This window comes from Mogibacterium kristiansenii (genome assembly GCF_009695905.1).
GTDB classification, from domain to species: Bacteria; Bacillota; Clostridia; order Peptostreptococcales; family Anaerovoracaceae; genus Mogibacterium_A; species Mogibacterium_A kristiansenii.
On record NZ_VUNA01000002.1, the window covers coordinates 68931 to 91086 of the forward strand.

Below are 22156 nucleotides of genomic sequence, written 5' to 3' on the forward strand. Positions count from 1 at the left end.
GAAATTCATGAAAGAGTATCGAATTCATAACAAAAGTGACCGGCCGGACAACGTGGTGGAACAGGAGAATGAGATTTTTTTGGAGTGCGAGAAGCTGGAAGAAACGCTCCCTCGGTCTCTTCGAACTTATTTTATCTACCTAAAGGGAAACGTATTGCCTCAGAGCCGGCTGGTCTACTTGCGGGACATCCATTTTTTCTTTGAATATCTGGTGCGGGAAACCACACTGACGGAAGCGGATACGCCGGACCGGGTCACATTGGATGAATTGAATCAGATTACAGCGATGGATATCAATATATTTCTGGACTATTGTCGGAAATACAAGGTGGAAACGGAAAAGGGGACGGTCATCTACGAGAACAACAACAAGACCCTTTCTCGGAAGAAATCCTCTATCTCCGTGATGTTTAAGCAACTGTACCGCGACGGACTTCTGGACAATAATATCACCGACGGTTTCGATCCCATTCGGGTTCCGGGACCCGGGGAGAAGGAAATCAAGGCGCTTCAGGATGATGAAGTGATGGTGATGCTGGATGCGGTGAGCAGCGGAACCCACCTGACGGATCGGGAACGCATTTATTGGGAGAAGACGAAGCTTCGGGACAAAGCGATTCTGATTCTTTTCCTGACATACGGTCTGCGCCTGTCGGAACTGCAGCAGCTGAACGTGTCTTCTTTTAATTTCTCCAGAGGAGAATTTCGAATCTACCGAAAGCGGGGAAAAGAATCTACGATGCCCATCAACCACTCCGTGGAGGCTGTGGTTCTGGATTATCTGGAAAACGAACGAAATCAAATTACCGTGCAGGACGAGGGAGATGAGGATGCACTCTTTCTTTCGCTGCAAGGAAAGCGGATGACACAGCGGGCCATCCGGGAATTGGTAAAAAAATACACATCCATTCCGCTGCATACCGGGCGAAAAGAGGGATACAGTCCGCACAAGCTTCGGGCTACCGCCGCCACCAGTTTGATCGGCCGCGGTAATTCCATTTACGATGTACAGGCGCTTCTGGATCACGAGCAGGTGACCACCACGCAGCTGTACGCATCCCACAAGATGAATGTAAAACGAGACCTGGTAAAGGGTATGGAATGGGAAGAAGAAAGGACGGAACAATAGAAAGTGGCAGAAAGAATATATAAGGAACATTTAATTCGCGATTTTGGTATTAATCGAGGAATACTGGATTATTTGGATCGGATGGAGGAAAAGCTGGGAGATTCCTTTCAAGAGATGGATGAAATCTGTGCCATCAATCAGCTGAAGGTGCTGAAGGCGTTCCAGGATAACAATATCAACGACACGCATTTCGGATGGAATACCGGATACGGATATGATGATGTCGGCCGAGAAGCGGTGGAGAAGGTATACGCCTCCATCTTCCATACCGAGGCGGCATTGGTTCGTCCGAACCTTGTAAACGGGACGCACGCCATTGCCACCACTCTGTTCGGAATTCTGAAACCGGGAGAAGAGCTTTTGGAAGTGACGGGCACGCCGTACGATACTCTGCAGACCGTAATCGGAAAAAACGACGCACCGGAATCTGATTTTACCGGAACGCTGACGGATTACGGTATTCAGTATCGGGAAGTTGCGCTGGGCGAAGATATGGATGTGGATCTGGATGCAATCGTAAATGCGATTCAGCCGGAGACCAAAGTAGTGGCCATGCAGCGTTCCACCGGATACGACTGGCGGCCGGCGATTCCGCTGGAGAGCCTTCGAATCGTCACAGAAACTGTACATAGACTCCGTCCGGACATCATCGTCATGGTAGATAATTGTTATGGAGAATTCGTGGACGTTCAAGAACCAACGGATTTCGGAGTGGACGTCATGGCCGGATCCCTGATTAAGAATCCGGGAGGCGGTTTGGCTCTGTCCGGCGGTTACATCGTGGGAAGAAGCGATTTGATTGAGCGGATTTCCTATCGGTTGACCTGTCCGGGAATCGGTGCGGAATGCGGCCTGACCTTTGGCCAGAACCGTTCGGTGCTTCAAGGTATGTTCCTGGCACCGAAGGTGGTAAACGCAGCGGTGAAGGGCGCGATGCTCTGCGGAGCGGCGTACGACGGCTTGGGCTTTGAAGTGATGCCGCCGGCATATTCGAAGAGAAGCGATATCGTGCAGGCCATTCAGTTTAAGGATCCGGATAAAACCATTGCATTCTGTCAGGCGATTCAGTCCGCTTCTCCGATTGACGCATATGTAACACCGATTCCATGGGATATGCCGGGGTACGAGGATCAGGTAATCATGGCGGCTGGCGCTTTTGTACAGGGTTCTTCTATTGAACTCAGTGCGGATGCACCGCTGAGAGAACCGTACATCGCTTATTTTCAGGGCGGACTGACGTACGAGCACGCCCGCTACGGAATAATCAAGAGCCTGGATACCATGGTGAAGAAAGGCCTTATTGATGTCGAAGAAGAAAGATAAAAAAGATATCCGATGGGTAAGGAATACCGTCGCATTCACAAAACTGTTTGTTTTGGGAATTATCTTAATCGGGATACCGCTGATTTTGATTTTGTTCTATCGGGATACGCTGCTGAGCACCGACTTCTGGTCGCAGCTTCCGGATCGGCTGGCGCGCCATTCCCTGATTTCTTTTCTGGTGCTGATCGTGCTTCAGGCCATACAGATTATCATCTGTATTCTCCCGGGGCAGCCGATTCAACTGGCTTCCAGTTATATGTATGGGGTAATCGGCGGGTACTGTATTTCCATTATCGGTGCAATAATCGGCTGTCTGATTACGTACCGGCTAGCTCATTTCCTGGGAGTGGATGCCATGCATATCATCTTTGGGGAAGAGAAGGTTCAGAATTACATGAAGAAGCTGAACAGCGGAAAGGCGCTGACCATCGTGTTCCTGATTTATTTGGTTCCGGGAATTCCAAAGGATTTGATGAGCTACATCGCAGGAATTTCCAACATTGAACTGAAACCGTTCCTGCTGGTATCCACGCTGGGGCGGTCGCCGGGAATCCTGGGCAGCCTGCTGATCGGATACTTTTGGGCCAGAAAGAACTATATCGGGATCGGCATCGTCGCGGTGATCATGCTCCTTCTGTTCGGATGGTGCGTCCGAAACCGAGAACGAATCGTTGAGAAAATTGAAGAATACGAGGATTAATTATCGTGAAAAAGCAGAAAATTACAAAGACAAATGCCATGCGTATTTTGGATCAGAATCAGATTGAATACGATACGGGGCAGTATGAATATGATGAATCCGACCTTTCCGGAAATCACGCAGCAGCGGTTCTGGGAATATCGGAGGATGAGATTTTCAAAACACTGGTAACTCGAAGCAATACGAAGGAACTCTTCGTATTCGTCATTCCCGTCTCCGGTGAATTGGATTTGAAGAAGGCCGCTGCGGCAGCGGGGCAGAAGAAAGTGGAAATGATTCATGTGAAGGAACTGGTGGGACTTACCGGCTACATGCGAGGCGGCTGTTCGCCTATCGGCATGAAGAAGCTGTTCCCGACCTTCGTGGATGAGACCGCCATGCTCTTCGACCGGATTTACATCTCCGCCGGAAAAAGAGGAGAGCAGATCATACTGGCGCCGGATGACTTGATTCGGGCTGCAGAGGCACAGTATGCCGATTTGGTAAAAGAATAATATCATCGGAATAAACATTCTGCAAACACTTCCGAGAAGTACGTGCATAAGGCACTCCCGGGGAACGGACCGTTCTTCGGGGGTGCCTTTTATTGGGTAAAATTGTCCTCAATAAAAACAAACATTTGTTCTTTTTATTATTGACTTCCGATTTCCGAGAGATTATAATACATATATCAAAAGAAGAACAAATGTTCTTACTTGAAAATCTTATCTGGTTATGACAATATCCGGGGACTAAGGTACCGGAAAATGCTTGCAGAAGGGAGAATAATTATGAAGCTGATGGGGAGATATCGCGTAGTGAAGCCGGTTCGCTTTTTTGTATGTATCTTGATTATGGTGATGGGATTGTCCACTTTGCTGTTTACAGTATTCGGTCCCTCCACGGAAGCCGCAGCTGCTGATACCTATCGTCAGGTGGTGGTTCATGAGAATGAGACTATTTGGACAATTGCAGAGGAGAACTGCCCAAGTGGTACCGACCCGAGAATACATGTGAAGGAAATCTGTGAGATTAATGATGTGGATCCGGGAGAGATTCAACCGGGAGATGTGTTAATTGTTCCGGTGGAAGCGTAACGGATTTTAAAGCGCAATTATCAAAAGCTCTACATATATTTATATCACGATAAAGGCAGGCTCCCATGAGCCTGCCTTTATCGCACCGAAAGGTGATGAATGCTGATGTGAACTTGCCGGAAGTCGGCAAGCGGATGTGCTGTTAATTCTTGTTATCTCGATTGCGGTCGAATTTAACCACAACGGACTCCAGCGCCCGAACAATTTTCTCCAGCGCTTCCTGATCCTCTTGGGTAAAGCGTCCAACGGTCGGACTGTCAATATCCAATACGCCGATTATATTGCGAACCGCGAATTCCGGCGGCATTTCACAAGCGTTTACATCGGTGTACCGGTTGAACAACGGAATAACCAGTTCTGAACGGGAGGCGGTATCACAAGCGATGTGACCCGGGAATTGATGAACATCATCTACCCGGATGGTCTTTTTGTCTTGAACGGCAGTGCCGCAAACGCCTTCACCCGGTTTAATGTGGACACAAGCCGGTTTTCCCTGGAACGGTCCCAGAACCAGCCGATCGTTTTTCATGATGTAGAAGCCTACCCAGTTCACGTCGGAAAGCATATCGTTAAGAAGTGCGGAAACGTTTGCCAAAAGCGGCATGTAATGCGCATCTATTTTTGCCAGTTCCTGGATCTGGGAAACAGCGATGGTATAATCAATTTTTTCTCTATCCATAGTACATCCTCCTTGTCAGAATTTCTATCTTCTATAGTCTGATTTTATCCTATCTCTTCAGATAATTCAAGGAAGATGCAAACAATGAAAAAGAGAGATTCTTATAGAGGACGATATAATGAAACAGCAGCAATACCTATGCATTGATCTTAAATCATTCTATGCTTCAGTGGAATGCGTGGAGCGGGGTTTGGATCCCATGACAACACGATTGGTGGTAGCAGATCCGGAGCGGAGCGATAAGACCATCTGCCTGGCGGTATCACCGGCACTGAAAGCCATGGGCGTAAAGAATCGGTGCCGGTTATTTGAAATTCCGCCGGGAATCGACTATATTATGGCAGAACCTCGGATGCAGAAGTATATCGACTATTCTGCGGAAATTTATGGAATCTACCTGCGGTATATCTCCAAGGATGACATCCATGTCTATTCGGTGGATGAAGCGTTTTTGGATGTATCGCCGTACCTGTCCGCCTACGGCATGACGGCTCGGGAAACCGGAAAGATGCTGATGAAGGAAATCCGAAAGGAGCTGGGAATTCAGGCGACTTGCGGAATCGGAACGAACCTCTATCTGACAAAGATTGCATTGGATATTTTGGCGAAGAACGCGCCGGATTTCATCGGTGAACTGGACGAGGACTCCTACCGAAGACAGCTGTGGAACCATCGACCGCTGACGGATTTTTGGCGGATTGGGAACAAGACGGCTTCGAAACTGCAGAACATCGGCATCGATACCATGAGAAAGCTGGCCCATACCGATGTGGACTATCTGTATTCCATTTTCGGTATCGATGCCGAACTTCTGTACGATCATGCCTGGGGCAGAGAACCGGTTACCATGCAGGATATCAAGAACTATCGTGCCGAAACAACCAGCCGGACCAGCGGTCAGGTCTTGATGCGGGATTACAGTTATGAAGAAGGGAAACTAATCCTGAAAGAAATGGTGGATCAGCTGTGCCTACAGCTGACGAAGAATCATCAGAAGACAGCATCCATGACTGTGTACATCGGGTATTCCAACAAGTGGTCGGTACCGCCTGTACGAGGGAGTGCTTCTCTTTCCGTACCCACCGATTCTTCCGGAAGGTGGATTCCGGAAATGATTCAGGTATACGAAAGGGTGGTGAATCCGGCCATTCCCATTCGGCGATTCAACATCTCTTGCAATCGCCTGCAATCCGCCGGACCGTGTACCCAGTTAACGTGGAGTGACTTACAGGAAGACGAGGAGGAAAAAGACGTTCAGATTCAGCAGGTGATGCTGGACGTTCGAAAGAAGTTTGGAAAGAATGCCATGTTCCGAGGAATGGATTTGGAAGAATGCGCCACGACGCGGGAACGAAATAATCAGATTGGAGGACACAAAAGAGGGAACGGAGGTAAGGAAGCGGATGCGCAATCAAAAAGAATCTTATAGCGCTCATCACGAAAATGAATCCCGGCGGAGTGCCATGCCGGTGGCCAAAAGAGCAAAACAGTTTATGCCCTTCAGCGCAGTACAGGGACTTCAGGAAGCACTTCACCGAAAGGAAGCGGAAATTGAGGACTATGATACGATAGAACACATTTCTGAACAAGAAATGATAGAGGAATGTTGAGAAAAGAAACAAAAAAGCGTTGACAAAACCCGTGAGTTAGACTATACTAACCACTATAAGAGGTTAGATACGATTAACTATATTCTTTAAGGAGGCAACATCATGAGTGTGGTTATTGTCGGCGGAAACGAATGCATGGAATGTCGGTATAAGGAAATCTGTAAACAGTACGGCCATGAGGCAAAGGTGTTCACAAAGGAACGGGGAAGCGTTGCTCGGAAAATGGGATGCCCGGACCTCCTGATTATGTTTACCGGTACGGTATCTCACAAAATGATGAACAGCGCAGCGGCAGAAGCGAAGCGGCACTGCATTCCCATTGAATGGGCACATTCCAGCAGTGCATCCGCTTTGAAAAAGGTACTGGAGAACCATGCCGGGAGTTCTCCGCTGCCGGTATAGAAGCGCACTTTAAGTGGTTTAAAAATATCCTGATGAAACAGGGATGTGGACTGAATCTGTTCGACATCCCTGTTTTTGTGTGGTATCATTATTTCGTAAAGAAGCAGGAGAGTTCGATATGTACATTACAGAGAGGGAACAGCATCTGCTGTTCGACGAATACAACACACCTATTCATGTCCAAAGGCATTGCAACGAGGTGGCTCGGGTGGCTGGAATTCTGGCGGAGGCGCTGGACCGGCACGGATACCACATCGATGTGAAACTCGTTTACGGTGCCGCATTGGTACACGATGTGGTTCGCCCTTGGGATCAGCATGCCATTGAGGGCGGGAAGATTTTGGCAAGAATCGGGTTCCCGAAGGAAGCGGAATTGGTGCGCCGGCACATGACCTATGGGCCGTTTCACCGGGTGGAGGACCTGGAAGAAATTGATGTGCTGTGTTTGGCCGATCGAACGGTAAAAGAAAACCACTATGTGGGCATTGACATCCGAATGGACTATCTCCTGAAGAAACCAAACATGACTGAACAGAAGAAAGAAAGAATTAATCAAGCCAGAGAGAGCACCCGCCTTTTGATTCATCAGATTGAAGGCGTGCTGGACTGCACATTTGAACAGCTGTTCTCCTAAAGGTGTCGGCATGAGAAGTGAGAGGAAAGAATGAAACTGGAATTAATTGCGACCGCAACATTCGGCTTAGAGGCAGTAGTAAAAAGAGAAATACAGAACCTGGGATATACGGTAATCCGAACCGAAGACGGAAGAGTAACGTATCAAGGAGATGAACGAGCCATCGTCCGCTCCAACCTCTGGCTTCGTACGGCGGACCGAGTATATCTTCGAATCGGCGAACTGGATGCGAAAACGTTTGAAGAACTCTTTCAGCAGATTAAAGGATTTCCGTGGGAAAAGTGGATTCCGGTGGACGGGGCTTTTCCGGTAGTGGGAACCTCGGTGAAATCTACCTTGCACAGCGTGCCGTCCTGTCAGAGCATTATCAAAAAAGCTATCGTATCCCGACTTTCCGATTTCTATTGCGTGGATCGTTTCGAAGAATCCGGTGCAGAGTACCGGGTTCGTTTTTCGATTCTAAAGGATCACGTGACCGTAATGCTGGACACCAGCGGAAGCGGCCTTCACAAACGAGGATATCGAGTACGGGATGTGGCAGCACCGATGAAGGAAACTCTGGCGGCGGCATTGGTTCAGCTCAGCTATTGGAAGGATGGCGCCATGCGGCCGGAGAAATACCGGAATGACCCGCCGAGGATGCTGGTGGATACCTGCTGCGGTTCCGGAACGATTTTGATTGAAGCGGCGATGATGGCTCGAAACATCGCCCCGGGATTGAACCGCAGTTTTGCTGCAATGAAATGGGATTGGATTCCGGAATCCCTGTGGAAAGAAGAACGCAAAAAGGCATTCCAAGAGGTGGACTATGACGGAGAACTGTTGATTAAAGGCTTTGATATCGATGAGCGTGCGGTGGAAGCAGCTCGGGAAAACGCCGAGGAAGCCGGTGTGGGAGATGACATCCGCATCAGCAAGATGGACATGAAGAAGTTCCGTGCCGAGGAGGATCACGGCATCATCATCACCAACCCGCCTTACGGGGAACGAATTGGCGACGATGAGAAGATTCAGAAGATTTACCGGAAACTGGCGGGTATTCTGGAGAACCGTCCCACTTGGTCTCTGTTCCTGATTACCACGGATAAGAAATTGGAAGAGTCCCTGGGACGAAAGGCGGACCGGCGAAGAAAACTGTATAACGGCAGATTGGAAACTCAGTATTACCAGTTTCACTCGGCGAGACCGGGAAAGGAATAATCATGAGGGAAGATTTTACGTATCCGTCTTCTGACGGAAAAAACATGATTCACGGCATTCGGTGGACTCCGGAAGACAAACCGATTGCCGCACTGCAGATTGTTCACGGAATGGTGGAGTTTATCGCTCGGTATGAAGAGTTTGCGGAATATTTGACCCGTCAGGGCTTTGCAGTGGTGGGAGAAGACCATCTGGGCCATGGCGAGTCCGCAATGTCGGAAGAAGATCTGGGCTATTTCGGAAAAGGCGGAAACGGTTTTTTGATGGAGGATATCCATCAGCTTCGGAAGATGACCACGGAACAGTGGCCGGATATTCCATACTTTATGCTGGGACACAGCATGGGATCCTTCCTGCTGAGACAGTATTTGGTGGAAGGGGAGAAGGCTCCGTATGCCGAAGGGCTCTCCGGTGCCATCGTAATGGGAACCGGTTGGCAGCCGGACATTGCACTGAAGCTGGGAACCACCATTAGCGGTTTTGCGGAAATGTTTCGAGGAGATCGTCATCGCAGCCGTCTAATTGAAAAGATGGCGCTGGGTTCCAATAACCGAAAGATTAAAAATCCTCGTACTAAGGATGATTGGCTTTCCAAGGATACGGAAGTTGTCGATGCTTACGAAGAGAATCCGCTATGTCAGTTTCACTTCACGGTGAATGCCTATTACAATATGTTCAAGGGTATTCGGAAATGTCAGGACCGACAGCTAATGAAGCGGCTCCCGGAGAAGTTTCCAATGCTGTTTATTTCCGGCGCGGAGGATCCGGTGGGAAATTACGGAGACGGTGTTCGCAAAGCGTACATGGTCTATCTGGAGAATTCCGCTGCCGATGTGCACATTAAGCTATATGAAGAGGATCGGCACGAAATCCTGAACGAAACAAATCGGGAAGACGTGTACAGTTATTTGTTAACGTGGTTAAAGAATCGAATGTTGTAAGGAGCAGATGAATACGTATATTTTATTGGGAATAAAGATTTTCACGGCAATCGTATTGGCCGTAATATTCGGAAACGGAAGCGTAGTGATGTTCAACCGAATTCCGACACACTGGTTTGAGGAAATCGGAGAAGACGGACAGAAGTCCCTGCCGCCGGAACTTCAGGATCTCGGTGATGGGACAAGGCAGCGCCTGCCCAGTACCCCATGGAAATATGTGTTTACGGGATACTTTGGGATTATCGGAATATTTCTGGCCCTTCGGTTTAGCCTGCAATATGAGATTGCGGTGTTGTTCGTCTTAGCCATCGTGTTGGAAATGGCAATCTGCGACGGAAAATACCGAATCGTACCGGATACGTTCAGCATCCTTCTGGCGGTATCCGCGCTTGGCTTTGTGGGATTCCAGGAGCGTTGGTGGGAACCCGTTGCCGGAGCTGTTACCGGCGGATTTCTGGTGCTGATTGTCTACTTCTTTGGAAAAATAATTTATCGCAAAGAAATCATCGGCGGAGCGGACTTGAAATTTTTCGCTGCACTGGGGCTAATCGCCGGAAGCGGAGGCATTGTGATTCTGTTTTTGGGGACGCAGCTTCTGATGGGCGTCCATGCACTGACACTCGCACTTCGAAAGCGTCTTGAAAAGAATCATACCCTTCCGTTGATTCCGTACGGATTCGCCGCATTGACGGTCTATTTTTTGTTTTTGTGGGACGTGATTTCTTTTATTATTTTCTAATTTACGATATAATAAACGTATGGAAAAGAATATCCTATTAAAAATACAATACGACGGAACGAATTTCCGTGGCTGGCAGCGTCAGCCCGGGCAGCGAACGGTGCAGGGAGAAATCGAACATGTTCTCCAATACCTCGCGGGCCGGGAGATTTCAATTAACGGGACCAGCCGAACCGATCGAGGAGTACACGCTTTGGGGCAGTGTGCTTCTTTTGTGTGGGATTTTCCACTGCCAACGGAGAAACTGCCCTTTATTCTGAACAAGCGTTTCGGGGCCGGAGGCATCGGCCGCAGCGGTGCGCCGGGGGATATACGGATTCTGGAGGCTCGGGAGATGCCGCCGGATTTCCATGCTCGTTTTTCCTGCCGCGGAAAGACCTATCGGTATATTATCGAGCGAAGCGGGGATATTTTTCGCCGAAACATGGCCTTTCAGCTGGCGGATTCGCTGGATCACGCGGCGATGCGGGAAGGGGCGAAATTCATCGTCGGAACCCATGATTTTAAATCCTTCGAGGCGTCCGGCGGAAATCCACGGGAAACCACTGTGCGAACCATATCCGATTTAACCATCGAGGAGGAAGGAGACCGCACCGTCATCGAGGTGACGGGAGACGGCTTTCTGTACAATATGGTGCGTATTATGGTGGGCACACTGGTGGAAGTGGGCACGGGAAAAAGAACACCGGATCAAATCCGGTGCATTCTGGACGGAAGAGACCGACAGTTGGCGGGATTTACCGCACCCCCACAGGGATTATATTTGAAGGAGATTTATTTTAAATAGATGATGAACAACAATTACGAGCCGGTTCGGCTGGAAGACAATCGGTTGTTTCTGCTGGATCAGCGGAAGCTGCCCAATCATATGGAATACCTGGAAGCCGCAACGGTGGAAGATGTGTACGATGCCATCAAGGATTTGGCGGTCCGGGGCGCGCCGGCAATCGGGGTCGCCGCCGGATACGGAATGTATATCGCAGCGAAGAACGACCTGAATCAAAGCGGACACATCGGAGGCTTGGAACAGGACGGAGAATTTCTTATGCAGTCCAGACCGACGGCGGTAAATTTGGCATATGCCGTGAAGCGTCAGTTGAAAGTATACGAAGCGCTTCGAGATGCCGGCACATCGGAGGTGGATATTCTTCAGAAACTATTGGAGGAAGCCGTCGCCATTCACCATAAAGAATTGGAATCCTGCCGGCGGATTGCGGAATACGGATTGTCTTTGCTGAAGCCGGAGATGGGCATCCTAACCCACTGCAATGCAGGCGGTCTCGCAACGACCGGATACGGAACGGCGCTGGGACCGATTCATCTGGGACAAGAGCGGGGATATAACTTTCACGTATATGCCGATGAAACTCGGCCGCTTCTTCAAGGTGCGCGTCTTACCGCCTGGGAACTGCACCAATCCGATGTGGATGTTACGGTAATCTGCGATAATATGGCTTCCCTGGTGATGAAGGAAGGCCGAATCGACGCGATTGTTGCCGGCTGCGACCGCATGGCGGCCAACGGTGACGGTGCAAATAAGATTGGTACATCCGGTCTGGCGATTCTGGCCAAGGAATACGGAATCCCGTTCTACATGTTTGTTCCCACATCTACGATTGATATGGATGCGCATACGGGAGAGGATATTCCGATTGAGTGCCGTGACGGGGAAGAAATTCGGACCATGTGGTATCTGGAGCCGATGGCACCGGCCGATGTCTCCTTTTACAACCCGGCGTTCGATGTGACGGATCATGAGTACATCACGGCCGTAGTGACGGAGAAGGGGATTGCCCGTCCGCCGTACAGCGAATCCCTGCGGAAGGTAATGGAGGACTCCCATGTATAAAGTGAGAATCGATCAGTTTGAGGGTCCTTTTGACTTACTCTTGTACCTGCTGGAAAATGCCCGCATGGACATCTACGATATCCGGGTGACGGAAATTACGGAACAGTATATCGGCTATCTGAAGGAAATGGATGAATTGAACGTGGAGGTGGGCAGCGAGTTCATTGTGCTGGCCGCCGCCCTCATTCGGCTGAAATCCCGGATGCTCTTGCCGCGCGTGACGGAAGTGGATGAAACGATAGTGGAAGAGGATCCCCGGACGGAACTGGCAGAGCGACTTACGGAATATCTTCAGACGAAAAAAATCGCTGAGATGCTGCAGCGCCGGGAGAAAGAATACTCCGGCATCTACACGAAGCCGGCAGAGGATATTTCGGAATATCTCAATTCGCCGGAAGAACTGCTGAAGACGGATCCGGACAAATTTGTCCGGACCTTCCGTTCTTTTCTGGAGAAAAAGAAGCGGTTGGCGGAAGTGCGGAACCGGTATGAACGCATTCGTCGCAATCGCTCCTCCGTGGAGGAACGAATTGCGGCCATGGCATCGATGTTGGAACGGAAATGGAAAAATCAGGATTCCGTATCCTTCTCGGAACTTTTGGCACCCAATGCAGATCGGTACGACCGGACTCTGTCCTTTATGTCCTTGCTGGAAATGATAAAGATGCAGGAAGTGAATGCTACCCAGGACCGGGTCTATGGCGAAATTGAAATCACGAAGAGAACGAAGGATCAAACAAATGTACAGTAGAAAGAAATTGAAGTCCGCACTGGAGTCCATGATGTTCGTCTGGGGCGAACCACTGTCCGTCAATGACGGAGCGACGGTGCTGGAAACGGACCGAAAGGAAGTGCGAGAGCTTCTTCGGGAACTGAAAAATGAATATGAACAAGAGGGCCGAGGCATCCGAATTCGGGAGATAAACGATTCCTTCCAATTCGTAACATTGAAGGACAACGAGCAATTTATCGAGAAACTCTGCCGCCCGGTTAAGGTAAAGCGTCTGTCCCAGGCGGCACTGGAGGTTTTGGCCATCATCGCATACCGTCAGCCGGTTACACGGGGAGAGATTGATACCATTCGAGGTATCAAAAGCGAACGGGTAATCGACGGCCTCATGAACCGAAAGATGGTGGAAGTCTGCGGGAAATCCGATGGAATCGGCCGACCGAATTTGTACGGAACCACGGATGAATTTCTCAAAACCTTTGGGTTTGAAAGCTTGAAGGACCTGCCGGATATTGAAGGCTTCAAAATCAAGTCTGCTGCGGATGAGGAGATCGACGAAGAGGACGAAGACTATATCGGCCAGATTGAGATGAATTTTGACAGCGACGAGAATAACGAAGAGGGAGAGAAAATAGATGAGAATTAATAAATACATTGCGAGGTGCGGAGAAGCCAGCCGAAGAGCGGCGGATGAATTGATTCAGAAGGGAAAGGTATCCGTGAACGGAAAGGTTCTGAAGGAACCGGGATATGACGTGCAGGAAGGGGATGAGGTTCGCCTTTTCGGCAGAGTCATTACACCGGAAACCAAGAATGTATATTATCTTCTGAACAAACCAATCGGATATGTTACCACAACCATGGATAAGGAAGGACGTCCCACGGTACTGGACCTGGTTCAGGCAGAGGGAATCCGTCTTTTCCCGGTGGGACGGCTGGATTACAATACTTCCGGACTGCTGATTCTCACCAATGACGGGGACTTGTCCAATCGTCTGATGCATCCGTCTAAGGAGTTTCCGAAGACATATCGGGTTCGAGCTGCGGGAACCGTTACCTTGAACGATATCCGCAAATTGGAAAACGGCGTGGATATCGGCGGCTTTATTACGTCCAAGGCAGAGGCGAAACTGGTGCGCCACGATAAGAACTCCACCATTGTGGATCTGACCATACACGAAGGAAAGAATCGGCAGGTGCGCCGCATGTTCGATGCGCTGGGTTATCCGGTGCAGGAACTGGAGCGTATTGGCTTGGGAAATCTGGTAATCGGGCGCCTGGCCACCGGTTCCTATCGTAAGCTCAGCAAGGAAGAGGTAGAGTATTTGAAATCTCGGTAGCCTAGGCCTATTGATTTTTTCTTTTATGGCGCGAATTGGTATAGATAGCATTTATATTAAGAATTCTTGTTTTCGAACAAAAACAAAGGCAGTAGGGTATAATAATGAAGTACGTTACTGCTTTTTTTGTACAAGAAAGAATATAGTAGAAATGGAGAATTCAATGGAAAAGAAAAGATTCATGGTAGTAAGCGGTTTCCTGGGTGCCGGAAAGACCACCACAATGGTTGCGCTGACCGAATACATCAACAGCACCGGAAAGAGTGCGGCAATCATCGCCAACGATTTGGGTGCAAACTACATCATCGATGCGGAATATTCCGGTCGTCAGAATGTGGAAGTAACTCCAATCGGCGGAAACTGCATTTGCTATATTCCGGATACACTGATTGAGCGAATTGAAAGACTGAACAAGCAGAATCCGCGGGACATCGTTATGTCGGATATCCCTGGCTGCGGTATCGGTGCGCTGGATCACGTGTACGGAAACTTGGACAAGAATCATAAAGACGAATTTACCCTGGCACCGTTCACCGTTGTAACGGACCCGGAAAGACTGCGGATGATTATGCCGGAGAAGGCAGATATCCATCTGCCGGAAGAGCTGAAATTCCTCCTGGCGGCACAGCTGAAAGAAGCGGACTGCGTTGTTCTTAACAAGATTGATCTGATGACCGACGAGGAAGTAGACCGGTACGTGAAGTTCCTGGAAGAAGCGTGTCCGGGTATCCCGGTATTTGCGATTTCCGCAAAGGAGAAGAAGGGCTTGGAACCACTGGTGGATTACCTCCTAAGTGCGGAGAGCCGCGTAAATATCACCGATATTGGATACGGCGGCCCGGAATTCATTTCTGCCGAGAAGACCATGTCCTGGTTCAACCGGAACGTATTCATCACATCGAAGGATGGCAGCGAGTTTGACGGAAACCGGCTGGTAGATGATCTGATTGATGAAATTCGTGACGGCCTGATTGCCAACAAGAGAAACGTACCGCACCTGAAGGCCTTCGCTGTTGGCAAAGATCAGGATTACGCAAAGTTCAGCCTGATTGGCGTGGACTACGACATCATCCACGACCAGGAGCTGCAGGAAAAAACCGATAAACTCCGGCTGGTGGTAAATGCTCGTGCCGTATGTGAATCGGATCTGCTGCTGGATATCGTGGACGATGCATTTGATGCTATCGCAGACAAATACGATGTTAAGATTAAGCTGTTCTTCAACGAATGCTTCGGCATGATGGACGAAGGTAGAAATTAATTGCTATGGACAACAGAATTCATGAACAGATAAAAGAATATTACGGAGTCATTCTGGGCAGCAGCGACGACTTGAAAACCAACGCCTGCTGCTGCAGTTCGGCACCGCCCCGTTACGTACGAGATATTCTTCCTTTAATCGATGAGGATATTCTGAATCAGTTCTACGGCTGCGGTTCTCCAATCCCCATGGGTTTGGAGGGCTGTACCGCTTTAGACTTAGGCTGCGGCACCGGACGAGACGTATTCATCCTTTCCAAGCTGGTGGGAGAAAACGGACATGTCCACGGCGTAGACATGACCGAGTCTCAGTTGGCGGTTGCCCGTAAGTATCAGAAAAAGCAAGCGGAAAAGTTCGGCTATTCCAAGGTCAACACATCCTTTCATCTGGGATACATCGAGGATTTGAAATCCATTGGGATTGAAGATGAATCTGTGGATGTGGTGACTTCCAATTGCGTCATCAACCTTTCGCCTTTCAAGGAGGAAGTGTTCCGAGAGGTCTATCGCATTCTGAAGCAAGGGGGAGAAATGTACTTCTCCGACGTATTCTCCGACCGGAGAGTCCCGAAGGAAGTACAGGACGATCCGGTGATGCGAGGCGAATGCATGGGTGGAGCCATGTATCTGGAAGACTTCCGTCGATTGATGGAAAAGTGCGGATTCCAAAAGTACTACATCGTAGAACAGACCCCGATACAACCCCACGATTTCGATGTGGCTCGTTTGGTGGGCGATACTCAGTTCTATTCTTGCACGGTCCGGGCCTTTAAATGTTCCGCGTTGGAAGACCGGGAGGAGAACTACGGAGAGAGTGCCACTTACCTGGGAACCATGCAGGAAAACAAACGCTATATGGATTTCGACGAAAAAATACGCTTCCTGCGGAAACGCTCCGTAGGCATCAGCGGAAACGTGGCGGAAATTCTTCGAAAATCTCGTTTTAGCCGATATTTCCAAGTGGATGGAAACCGGGATGTTCACTACGGCTTGTACGATGAATTGGCCATGGAGGTCAATCCGGAACGATTTGTCGGGAATCAGGCTCCGGTGACGCTTTCGGATCTGAAGAAGGAACAGGAACGCTACGATGTTCCGGACATTATGAGTCAGGTGCGCGGTATCGACGAACTGGAATCGAAGGAGAAGCTGACCACCATGCAGGTGAACGTGGGGTACGGATGCAACCTTTCCTGCACCCATTGTTTCCTGGAATGCGGTCCGAAGCGCACGGAGATGATGAGTAAGGAAACCATGGATCAATGTCTAGACGCTTTCCGAAACGGTCCGTTTGAAGTGATGGATATCACCGGCGGCTCTCCGGAGATGAATCCGAATCTGGATTATTTGATTCGGGAAGCATCGAAGTCAGGTCAGGTTATGGTGCGTACCAATATCGTGATTCTCAATGATGAAAAATATGCGCCGCTAATCGATGTGTACGCAGAGAACAACGTACAGATTGTATGTTCTCTTCCGTATTATAAAAAGAAAACGGTGGAGAAACAGCGAGGAAGCGATGTTTTTGATCCGACGCTTCGGATTCTTCGGAAGCTGAACGAATTGGGCTATGGCAAGGATGAAAACCGCAAGCTTACTTTGGTGTACAATACGGATGGTCCATATCTTCCGCCGAACGAAATCATGCTGGAAGACACGTACCGGGATGTGCTCCGGGAGGAACACGGAATTGAATTTACCAATCTCATTGCGATCGGAAACGTTCCGTTGGGACGATTCGGCCGGGAACTTCGGAATCAGGGAAAACTGGGTTCCTATATCCGGATGCAGTCCGACAACTTCAACGAGGACAATATTCCGGGCGTGATGTGCCGAGACCAGATTAACGTGGACTACGATGGCTGTCTCTATGACTGCGAATATTACCACGTACTGGGATTAAAGCCGGAAGGTGCACAGCACATCTCTGAACGGGTTTCCGGTGAGATTACGCCTCGAAAGATTCATACCTGTGCGTTGTGTTACAGCTGCACGGCCGGGTACGGCAGCAGCTGCGGAGGAAATCTTTCCCATTAATAAATAACTCCGGAACAGTCCACATCTAACATGGTGTTCCGGAGTTTCGATATAATCTCCGATTCAACTATTCCCATAATTATGTTTTTAGGAATAGTTGCGTTTCTTCGATTTCGCAATCCTTCTTCTCTCTATTGTTTTGGATATCAATACCTCTTCCGGTTCCGGTATAAAGTCATCACTTTCGGTTCGTCTTTCCTCTGGCCATTCTTGCCGGATACCATTTCTGAAACCACAATGTGAACAACCCCATCAACAACGGAATCAAATTGTTTACGATGATAATTGTATTTGCAATTCCGGCGCTTCGAAACAGAAATGTCCATGCTGCTGTCAGCACATACAACAAGCCCCACGCTGCGGCAAGAATATAATTTGTCCGCATAAAAAGCGGATTTTGACGTGCACTTTCACCGCCATAATTATACTTTACATATGCGGCGCACAATGGTTCCTTTGTCAGGCAGGAAATCAGCCAGAACAAGCCAAATATCAAATAACCTGCATTTGTGGGAATATCCCCGTTTCCGGTGATATTGGCAGCAGCGGAAAGAATCGCAACGGCGAATATCGAGAGCCGGTCCCAAATCACCAATTTATGATTTCGCATCAAAAGCGGGATGGCAGCTGCCACGGTCAGTGCAATCACCGCCCCCGGTGCCGGATTAATCGAAACCGCAATCCAAAAGGCAATCCATGGAATCAGCATGGCTGCCATGGTCGGTTTTTTCTGCTCCGTCGTATCCGAACCTGTTGTCTCTGCTTTATCGACTGCAGCCCTGCTTCCGAAGAATTTATCCCAATCAATCATCAGAGAAAAATCCCCGGCCACCGTGTACATCTGTTTTCCCAATGCCTCGGCACCGCCGATTTCTCCGCGGGAAATCGCCAACCATACCGCAAAAGGCGTATCGATGCGAGTCGTCGAAGTAAGGCTGCCATCTGCAACAACCTCACTTCCCTCCTTGCCCAGCCGAATCTGATATGTATGATTCAAATCGGTAAAGTGCATCTCCAGCACCCGCTCTTTTCCGTCATACGCGTTTTTGTTATAGAGAGCAGCCATCTGCCGGGTAAAAACAAGATCTTCCGGTTCTTTCTCTCCGGTCGTCCGATGAATGCCCCAGCTGGCGTCGGCCATCTTTTCGAACACATCTTTTGGATATAGAAGCGTACGGAGAACGGCATCGGTTTTTGCCGATATCATTCCGGTTTCGGCGTATTCTGCACCGGCGACTTTTACTGCATCAAGATATTCCTCTGTTCTTGCGGAAAGTTCTTTTACCCGGAACAACTCTCCCTGACCGCAAAATACTGTTTCGTAATTTCCCTTGCCGAGGAAATGATCGAACATCCGCAAAACGCTGTCATAGTTTTCTTCTGCCGAGTAAAAACCGCAAGTCGAGATTAGCACGTGCCGCTTGCCTTCCATATTGTAGCGTGAATCGTGGCTTCCGCTTCCGTATCCGTCTTCACGGGAGCTCATAAAGGGAAGGCTCATGGGAAGCTGACGATCGATCAGGTTCTTTAAGATCCCCGGAACGTTGAAATAGTACAGCGGAAAAGACCAGAGGATAATATCCGCTTTCAGCTGATTGCCGATAACGGTCTGCATATCGTCCTTTATACAGCATATGCCGGGCGTTTTCTTCCAGCACGTAAAGCAACCCTTACACGCGTCGATATTCATGGAAGCGACATGAAGCTCTTCTATCGATATCTCTTTTCCGTTGTTCGCATATTCACTTTTTAGCCCTTCGATAAAACTATACGCAAGCTTTAATGAATTGCTGTTTTTGCCTTTTGGGCTTCCGTTAATCAAAAGTACATTCATGCGTTTTGTTTCCCTATCCTGTAATTGCCCAAAGAGCTCAAGTCATTACTGACTCGAGCTCCTCTGTTGTACTATTCCGTTACATTTTTTCCGTAACTGAACTCAATATTCTCTTTCGTCTTCTCGTCGATGGTATACTTGCCGCGCTCCATCGCCAGATTGCCGGTACGTGCCAGTTCCAGGATGTTGAACGGCTCCAGCAACTCCTGCAGGGCGTTAATCTTGTTCTCCTCCCCAATCATGGCCAGCGTCAAGGTGTCGGAAGATACGTCGATTACCGTTGCTCGGAAAATATTGCCAATCTGGATGATTTCGTTTCGCGTTTCATATTCCTTCGCTTCACATTTGAACAGCACGAACTCTCGGCGGATGGTCTTCGCCGGCTCCATCATTTTGGCGGAATACACCGGCACCATCTTGTTCAGCTGCGCCAAAAGCAGGTTCGCATGATTGTCATCCGCATACACCTCGATGGTGATTCGGGTCAGATTGGGGTCCGTAGTCGGGCCGGAGCAAAAGGAATCGATATTAAATCCGTTTCGGGAGAACAGCCGGCTGATAATAGAAAGCACGCCCGGACGGTTCTCTACCAGAACGGAAAAAGTGCGTCTGATTTCTTCGGTATTCTGAGTCGTATTCATTCTATTTTTACCCCCTAATTCAGCAGAAATTCTGTAATGTTGGTGCCGCCGTTTACCATCGGCCGAACCATTTCATCCGTTGCAACCGCACAATCCACCAGATATCCTCTTCCCTCTTTCTGTTCCTCCAGCGCTTCGGTAATCGCTGTCTGAAGCTCTTCGATATTGGTCACACGAGCCCCCTTCATGCCATAGGCCTCCGCCAATTTGACGAAATTCGGCCCGCGGTCCAGAATCGTCTGACTGTAACGCTTATCATACATCAAATCCTGCCACTGGTGCACCATGCCCAGTACGCCGTTGTTGAAAATAAAAGTAATTACCGGCAGTTTGTAGAACTCTTCAGTGGCCAGCTCATTGCAGTTCATCCGGAAAGAACCGTCTCCGGTGATATGAATGACCGTTTTCTCCGGATTTCCGGCTTTTGCACCCAGCGCAGCGCCCAGACCGAAGCCCATGGTGCCATACCCGCCGGAAGTCAGCAACTGTCCCGGATAGCTGAAGTGGAAGTGCTGAATCGCCCACATCTGGTGCTCGCCGACGTCGGTGGAAACCACCGTGTCCTTCGGAACCATGCTTTCGATGGTGGCCAGAATCTCCTTTGGCGTCATTACACCGTTCTCGTCCAGATCGTATTTGGTCTCGGTCGGGAACGAGAACACGTACTCCTTCCACTCGCTGTGGTCGTACTGAGGAACTTTCTCATTCAGTCTTTCCAGCACGATTTTCGCATCGCCGATGATATGGTGGTCTGTCTGAACGTTCTTGTTGATTTCGGCCCGGTCGATATCGATATGAACGATTTTTCCGTTACGGGCAAAAGAATCCGGCTTCAATGCCACCCGGTCCGAGAAGCGGCAGCCGACAGCAATCAGCAGATCGCAGCCGTCTACTCCGCGGTTGGATGCCTGAGATCCGTGCATGCCAATCATTCCTGTCGCCAGCGGATCCGCACCGTCCATGGCACCGCCGCCCATCAGTGTGATGGCCACCGGCGCATCCACCTTGCGGGCAAATTCCCGGAACTCTTCGTGAGCCCGGCTTCGTGTTACGCCGCCGCCACAGATTAGCATCGGCTTCTTGGATTCCTTAATCATATCTACCAGAATGTCGATATCCTTCTGATCCGGTTCCGGTCTCAGCAAACTGCTGGTGCTGGAACGGCGAATCAGCTTGCCCAGGGCACCGGTTCTGGAATGTTTTTCCTGGGGAATCGGCTCATAATCCACCTTCGCTGCAGTAACGTCTTTCGTAATATCGATGAGCACCGGTCCCGGCCGGCCGCTTCTGGCAATGCCGAAAGCCTCTCTCACCGTATCCGCCAGTTTGTCCACATCCCGTACGAGGTAGTTTGTCTTGGTAATCGGCATGGAAATACCGGTGATGTCCACCTCTTGGAAAGCATCCTTGCCCAGCATTTTCTGCCCTACGTTGCAGCAGATAAAAACAACCGGCGATGAGTCCATATAAGCAGTGGCGATTCCGGTGGTGAGGTTGGTTGCCCCCGGTCCGGAAGTGGCCAGACATACTCCCACCTTTCCGGTGGATCGGGCATAGCCGTCCGCCGCATGCGCCGCTCCCTGCTCGTGTGCGGTAAGGTAGTGAGTAATCTTGTCTTGGTATTTGTAGAGTTCATCGTAAATATTCAGAATTGTGCCGCCGGGATACCCGAACACGGTATCCACGCCCTGCTCCAGCAGGCATTCTACCACGACTTGTGCACCTGTCATTTCCATATGAATTGTTCCTCCTGATTGTGTATTACGGCCATCCGACGCTGTTTTCGGTCCATCAGACCGCCTTTAAATTAATAAATATTATACCATAAAATCGTGTTCATATTACAAAAAAATATATAAAAACAGTTGTTATAACCCAAAATAAATTGCGCTAAGGAAATGAATTCAAGTTAGCGATAATTGTTTACGGTAAAGCGCAAAACGCTTCTCATACGAAAAACTGCAGCTCATCCTCGCGAATGGCTGCAGTCTTCGGTTTTTCATGTATTAAGGAGTGACTGATAAACTAATAT

Annotated in this window: 22 protein-coding genes; 18 read left to right on the top strand and 4 right to left on the bottom strand. The window is 49.3% G+C overall.

The annotated features are described in order from the left end of the window. Positions 1–7 precede the first annotated feature (7 nt). From FYJ65_RS01495 to FYJ65_RS01515, 5 genes are all read left to right on the top strand, one after another. On the top strand, positions 8–1129 hold the full coding sequence (locus FYJ65_RS01495) for a tyrosine-type recombinase/integrase (protein WP_154553584.1): 1122 nt from the start codon (positions 8–10) through the stop codon (positions 1127–1129). Positions 1130–1132: 3 nt separating this feature from the next. Beyond that, entirely contained in the window at positions 1133–2452 is a 1320-nt protein-coding gene (locus FYJ65_RS01500; protein ID WP_277672223.1) for a methionine gamma-lyase family protein, read from the top strand. Further along, positions 2433–3152, top strand: coding sequence for a TVP38/TMEM64 family protein (locus tag FYJ65_RS01505; protein WP_154553585.1), 720 nt, complete (start codon positions 2433–2435; stop codon positions 3150–3152). The genes FYJ65_RS01500 and FYJ65_RS01505 overlap by 20 nt, the downstream gene beginning before the upstream one ends. 5 nt (positions 3153–3157) lie before the next feature. Continuing rightward, positions 3158–3646 carry a Cys-tRNA(Pro) deacylase gene (ybaK, locus tag FYJ65_RS01510; RefSeq protein ID WP_330618745.1) on the top strand — a complete coding sequence of 163 codons (489 nt, stop codon included), beginning with the start codon at positions 3158–3160 and terminating at the stop codon, positions 3644–3646. Between the two features lie 276 nt (positions 3647–3922). Next, complete coding sequence (locus FYJ65_RS01515) at positions 3923–4228, top strand: LysM peptidoglycan-binding domain-containing protein (RefSeq protein ID WP_206157259.1); 306 nt, start codon at positions 3923–3925, stop codon at positions 4226–4228. Positions 4229–4370: 142 nt separating this feature from the next. Here the strand turns inward: FYJ65_RS01515 and FYJ65_RS01520 are convergent, their stop codons facing one another. Then, complete coding sequence (locus tag FYJ65_RS01520; protein WP_154553587.1) at positions 4371–4907, bottom strand: GAF domain-containing protein; 537 nt, start codon at positions 4905–4907, stop codon at positions 4371–4373. Between the two features lie 118 nt (positions 4908–5025). Between FYJ65_RS01520 and FYJ65_RS01525 the strand changes: the two genes are divergently transcribed. The 13 genes from FYJ65_RS01525 (at position 5026) to arsS (ending at position 17649) form a co-directional block, all read left to right on the top strand. Beyond that, positions 5026–6336, top strand: a complete 1311-nt coding sequence (locus FYJ65_RS01525; RefSeq protein WP_154553588.1) for a Y-family DNA polymerase — start codon at positions 5026–5028, stop codon at positions 6334–6336. A 283-nt stretch (positions 6337–6619) separates the two neighbouring features. Beyond that, a complete protein-coding gene (locus FYJ65_RS01530) occupies positions 6620–6919 on the top strand; it encodes a DUF2325 domain-containing protein (RefSeq protein WP_154553589.1) in 300 nt (99 codons plus the stop codon). Positions 6920–7037: 118 nt separating this feature from the next. Beyond that, positions 7038–7553, top strand: coding sequence for an HD domain-containing protein (locus FYJ65_RS01535; protein ID WP_206157261.1), 516 nt, complete (start codon positions 7038–7040; stop codon positions 7551–7553). 30 nt (positions 7554–7583) lie between these two features. After that, positions 7584–8753 (top strand): THUMP domain-containing class I SAM-dependent RNA methyltransferase, encoded by a 1170-nt coding sequence (locus tag FYJ65_RS01540; RefSeq protein WP_154553591.1) that lies wholly within the window; start codon positions 7584–7586, stop codon positions 8751–8753. A gap of 2 nt (positions 8754–8755) precedes the next feature. Beyond that, positions 8756–9694, top strand: a complete 939-nt coding sequence (locus FYJ65_RS01545; protein ID WP_154553592.1) for an alpha/beta fold hydrolase — start codon at positions 8756–8758, stop codon at positions 9692–9694. Positions 9695–9701: 7 nt separating this feature from the next. Further along, complete coding sequence (locus tag FYJ65_RS01550) at positions 9702–10433, top strand: prepilin peptidase (RefSeq protein ID WP_154553593.1); 732 nt, start codon at positions 9702–9704, stop codon at positions 10431–10433. Between the two features lie 19 nt (positions 10434–10452). Continuing rightward, positions 10453–11220: a tRNA pseudouridine(38-40) synthase TruA gene (truA, locus tag FYJ65_RS01555; RefSeq protein ID WP_154553594.1), complete on the top strand. Its 768-nt coding sequence runs from the start codon at positions 10453–10455 to the stop codon at positions 11218–11220. Further along, a complete protein-coding gene (mtnA, locus tag FYJ65_RS01560) occupies positions 11221–12282 on the top strand; it encodes an S-methyl-5-thioribose-1-phosphate isomerase (RefSeq protein WP_154553595.1) in 1062 nt (353 codons plus the stop codon). After that, a complete protein-coding gene (locus FYJ65_RS01565; protein WP_154553596.1) occupies positions 12275–13033 on the top strand; it encodes a segregation and condensation protein A in 759 nt (252 codons plus the stop codon). Before mtnA ends, FYJ65_RS01565 begins: the two co-directional genes overlap by 8 nt. Further along, positions 13023–13658, top strand: coding sequence for an SMC-Scp complex subunit ScpB (scpB, locus tag FYJ65_RS01570; protein ID WP_154553597.1), 636 nt, complete (start codon positions 13023–13025; stop codon positions 13656–13658). The genes FYJ65_RS01565 and scpB overlap by 11 nt, the downstream gene beginning before the upstream one ends. Beyond that, positions 13648–14352, top strand: a complete 705-nt coding sequence (locus FYJ65_RS01575) for a pseudouridine synthase (protein ID WP_154553598.1) — start codon at positions 13648–13650, stop codon at positions 14350–14352. Before scpB ends, FYJ65_RS01575 begins: the two co-directional genes overlap by 11 nt. Before the next feature lie 163 nt (positions 14353–14515). Then, a complete protein-coding gene (locus FYJ65_RS01580) occupies positions 14516–15613 on the top strand; it encodes a GTP-binding protein (RefSeq protein ID WP_154553599.1) in 1098 nt (365 codons plus the stop codon). Positions 15614–15618: 5 nt separating this feature from the next. Beyond that, positions 15619–17649 (top strand): arsenosugar biosynthesis radical SAM (seleno)protein ArsS, encoded by a 2031-nt coding sequence (gene arsS, locus FYJ65_RS09600; RefSeq protein ID WP_235898160.1) that lies wholly within the window; start codon positions 15619–15621, stop codon positions 17647–17649. A 178-nt stretch (positions 17650–17827) separates the two neighbouring features. Here the strand turns inward: arsS and FYJ65_RS01595 are convergent, their stop codons facing one another. The 3 genes from FYJ65_RS01595 to ilvB all read right to left on the bottom strand — a co-directional run bounded on the left by FYJ65_RS01595 (position 17828) and on the right by ilvB (position 21860). Continuing rightward, the gene (locus FYJ65_RS01595; RefSeq protein ID WP_154553601.1) at positions 17828–19483 is read right to left on the bottom strand and encodes a flavodoxin family protein; all 1656 of its coding nucleotides are present in this window, start codon (positions 19481–19483) and stop codon (positions 17828–17830) included. A gap of 71 nt (positions 19484–19554) precedes the next feature. Beyond that, the gene (gene ilvN / locus FYJ65_RS01600; protein WP_154553602.1) at positions 19555–20124 is read right to left on the bottom strand and encodes an acetolactate synthase small subunit; all 570 of its coding nucleotides are present in this window, start codon (positions 20122–20124) and stop codon (positions 19555–19557) included. A 14-nt stretch (positions 20125–20138) separates the two neighbouring features. Next, positions 20139–21860, bottom strand: a complete 1722-nt coding sequence (gene ilvB, locus FYJ65_RS01605) for a biosynthetic-type acetolactate synthase large subunit (protein WP_154553603.1) — start codon at positions 21858–21860, stop codon at positions 20139–20141. Positions 21861–22156 lie beyond the last annotated feature (296 nt).

Excerpts from the sequence above, each read along its gene's own strand:
- FYJ65_RS01495 (WP_154553584.1), top strand. The coding sequence starts at position 8 with ATGAAAGAGTATCGAATTCATAACAAAAGTGACCGGCCGGACAACGTG.
- FYJ65_RS01505 (WP_154553585.1), top strand. The coding sequence starts at position 2,433 with ATGTCGAAGAAGAAAGATAAAAAAGATATCCGATGGGTAAGGAATACC.
- FYJ65_RS01515 (WP_206157259.1), top strand. The coding sequence starts at position 3,923 with ATGAAGCTGATGGGGAGATATCGCGTAGTGAAGCCGGTTCGCTTTTTT.
- FYJ65_RS01520 (WP_154553587.1), bottom strand. The coding sequence starts at position 4,907 with ATGGATAGAGAAAAAATTGATTATACCATCGCTGTTTCCCAGATCCAG.
- FYJ65_RS01525 (WP_154553588.1), top strand. The coding sequence starts at position 5,026 with ATGAAACAGCAGCAATACCTATGCATTGATCTTAAATCATTCTATGCT.
- FYJ65_RS01530 (WP_154553589.1), top strand. The coding sequence starts at position 6,620 with ATGAGTGTGGTTATTGTCGGCGGAAACGAATGCATGGAATGTCGGTAT.
- FYJ65_RS01535 (WP_206157261.1), top strand. The coding sequence starts at position 7,038 with ATGTACATTACAGAGAGGGAACAGCATCTGCTGTTCGACGAATACAAC.
- FYJ65_RS01540 (WP_154553591.1), top strand. The coding sequence starts at position 7,584 with ATGAAACTGGAATTAATTGCGACCGCAACATTCGGCTTAGAGGCAGTA.
- FYJ65_RS01545 (WP_154553592.1), top strand. The coding sequence starts at position 8,756 with ATGAGGGAAGATTTTACGTATCCGTCTTCTGACGGAAAAAACATGATT.
- FYJ65_RS01550 (WP_154553593.1), top strand. The coding sequence starts at position 9,702 with ATGAATACGTATATTTTATTGGGAATAAAGATTTTCACGGCAATCGTA.
- truA (WP_154553594.1), top strand. The coding sequence starts at position 10,453 with ATGGAAAAGAATATCCTATTAAAAATACAATACGACGGAACGAATTTC.
- mtnA (WP_154553595.1), top strand. The coding sequence starts at position 11,221 with ATGATGAACAACAATTACGAGCCGGTTCGGCTGGAAGACAATCGGTTG.
- FYJ65_RS01565 (WP_154553596.1), top strand. The coding sequence starts at position 12,275 with ATGTATAAAGTGAGAATCGATCAGTTTGAGGGTCCTTTTGACTTACTC.
- scpB (WP_154553597.1), top strand. The coding sequence starts at position 13,023 with ATGTACAGTAGAAAGAAATTGAAGTCCGCACTGGAGTCCATGATGTTC.
- FYJ65_RS01575 (WP_154553598.1), top strand. The coding sequence starts at position 13,648 with ATGAGAATTAATAAATACATTGCGAGGTGCGGAGAAGCCAGCCGAAGA.
- FYJ65_RS01580 (WP_154553599.1), top strand. The coding sequence starts at position 14,516 with ATGGAAAAGAAAAGATTCATGGTAGTAAGCGGTTTCCTGGGTGCCGGA.
- arsS (WP_235898160.1), top strand. The coding sequence starts at position 15,619 with ATGGACAACAGAATTCATGAACAGATAAAAGAATATTACGGAGTCATT.
- FYJ65_RS01595 (WP_154553601.1), bottom strand. The coding sequence starts at position 19,483 with ATGAATGTACTTTTGATTAACGGAAGCCCAAAAGGCAAAAACAGCAAT.
- ilvN (WP_154553602.1), bottom strand. The coding sequence starts at position 20,124 with ATGAATACGACTCAGAATACCGAAGAAATCAGACGCACTTTTTCCGTT.
- ilvB (WP_154553603.1), bottom strand. The coding sequence starts at position 21,860 with ATGGAAATGACAGGTGCACAAGTCGTGGTAGAATGCCTGCTGGAGCAG.